This is a genomic window from Burkholderia sp. E168m23 (assembly GCF_016586125.1).
GTDB lineage: Bacteria > Pseudomonadota > Gammaproteobacteria > Burkholderiales > Burkholderiaceae > Burkholderia > Burkholderia orbicola.
Genome location: NZ_BCPP01001124.1, coordinates 1 through 2,079, shown reverse-complemented (window position 1 = coordinate 2,079; position 2,079 = coordinate 1). Strand labels below are relative to the sequence as shown.

Annotated in this window: 2 protein-coding genes; both read left to right on the top strand. The window is 69.2% G+C overall.

From position 1 onward, the window contains the following. On the top strand, positions 1–1,604 hold a 1,604-nt coding region (locus JMF90_RS34800), incomplete at its 5' end, for a type VI secretion IcmF C-terminal domain-containing protein (protein ID WP_305790771.1). Beyond that, the coding region (gene tagF, locus JMF90_RS34795; protein ID WP_201326136.1) for a type VI secretion system-associated protein TagF at positions 1,601–2,079 on the top strand (479 nt) is incomplete at its 3' end. The genes JMF90_RS34800 and tagF, both read left to right, overlap by 4 nt.

Sequence of the window (2,079 nt, the reverse complement as noted above, 5' to 3'; positions counted from 1 at the left end):
AGCCGGCGATCCGCGATGCGGCGACCAAGGAGCTGCAGGCGAAGGACTGGGTGCTCAACACGTCGACGCAGGACGACCTGACGCTCGAGGGCAGCCCCGAGCAGATCCAGAAGACGCTCGTCGGCATGTACAAGACCGAGTACGCGCAGCACTGGCAGAAGTTCATGCAGGGCATCGCGGTACAGGGCTTCACCAGCTTCGGCCAGGCCGTCGACGGGATGAACCGTTTGGGCGACCCGCAGGATTCGCCGATCCGCAAGATCCTCGAGACCGCGTACGACCAGACGTCGTGGGACAACCCGTCGCTCGCGAACGTGACGATCAAGAAGGCGCAGACGGGCGTCGTGAACTGGGTCAAGCAACTGTTCACGCGCTCGCAGGCCGGCCAGATGGCGGCAGCCAACATCGACATCAACGGCAATCCGGCCGAGGTGCCGATGGGTCCGATCGGCCAGGAATTCGTCGGGCTCGCGCGGATCGTCGCGACGCATGACGGCACGTCGATGCTCAAGGGCTACATGGAGTCGCTGTCGAAGGTCCGCACGCGCTTCAACGTGATCAAGAATCAGGGCGATCCGGGACCGGGCGCGCGCCAGCTGATGCAGCAGACGCTCGACGGCAACGGGTCGGAACTCGCCGATTCGCTGAAGCTCGTCGACGAGCAGATGCTGACGGGCCTGACCGATTCGCAACGCAAGTCGCTGCGCCCGCTGCTGGTGCGGCCGCTGATGCAGGCGTTCGCGGTCGTGATCCAGCCGGCCAGCGCCGAAGTCAACAAGGTGTGGAACGCGCAGGTCTACCAGCCGTTCCAGAGCTCGCTCGCGACCAAGTACCCGTTCGCGGCGAACGCGAAGGTCGAGGCCGGCGCCGGCGAGATCGCGCAGGTGTTCGGTCCGGACGGCTCGATCGCGAAGTTCGTCGGCACGACGCTCGGGCCGCTCGCGGTGCGCCGCGGCGACACGCTCGCCGCCCGCACGTGGGGCGACATGGGCATCGGGCTCACGCCGGACTTCACGAACGGCTTCGCACGCTGGGTCGCGCCGCTCGCGGGCGGCGCCGCCGGCAGCGCGGCCGCGTCGGCCGAACCGCAGACCGTGTTCCAGATCCTGCCGCAACCGAGCACGGGCACGACGGAATACACGATCGCGATCGACGGCCAGCAGCTGCGCTACCGCAACACGCCGCCGCAGTGGACCAACTTCGTGTGGCCAAACCCGCAGGGCGCGCCGGGCGCGACGCTGTCCGCGACGACCTTCGACGGCCGCACGGTGCAGCTCGTCAACGAGCCGGGCCGCTACGGTCTCGAGAAGCTGATCAACTCGGCGCAGCGCAAGCGCCGTCCGGACGGCACCTTCGACCTGACGTGGGCACAGGGCAGCGTGAACGTGTCGGTGACGATGCGCATCATCAGCACGTCGCAACCGTCGGCCGGTGGCGGCGACCAGCCGCAGCAGCAGAGCCTGCGCGGCCTGCAGCTGCCGTCGTCGGTCGCCGACGCGAGCGCGGGCGCCGCGCAGAACGCGACGCAAGCCGGCACCGGCACGCCGGGCGCCGCGCCGGCCGTCGCGGCCGCCAACGCAACGAATGCACAGAGGGCGCAATGACGCAAACCGTACAGGCGCAAATCGCCTACTTCGGCAAGATTCCGTCGCGCGGCGACTTCGTGAAGAGCGCGCACAATCCGCAACTGCTGCAGACGCTCGATCGCTGGATCGCGCAGGCGCTGGAGCTGCTCGCGGAGGATCCGCGCTGGAAGATCGTCTACGAGGATGCGAAGCCGATGCATTTCGCGTTCCTCGGCTCGCGCAGCAAGCTCGCGATCGCGGGCCACATGGTCGCGAGCCACGACGTGTCGATGCGCCGCTTCCCGTTCCTCGGCGCGACCGCGCTCGAGGTCGACCGACCGCTCGCGTTCCTCGCGCGCAGCCCGCTCGCGTTCGCGCGGCTGTGGTCGCGCGTCGCCGCGCAGATCCCGCCGCTGCTCGGCAAGGACGAGCCGCCCGGCGCGCTGCAGGCGCTCGGCGACACGCAGGTGCCGATCGACATCGGCGGCCCCGGCACGTCGCATGACGGCACCTT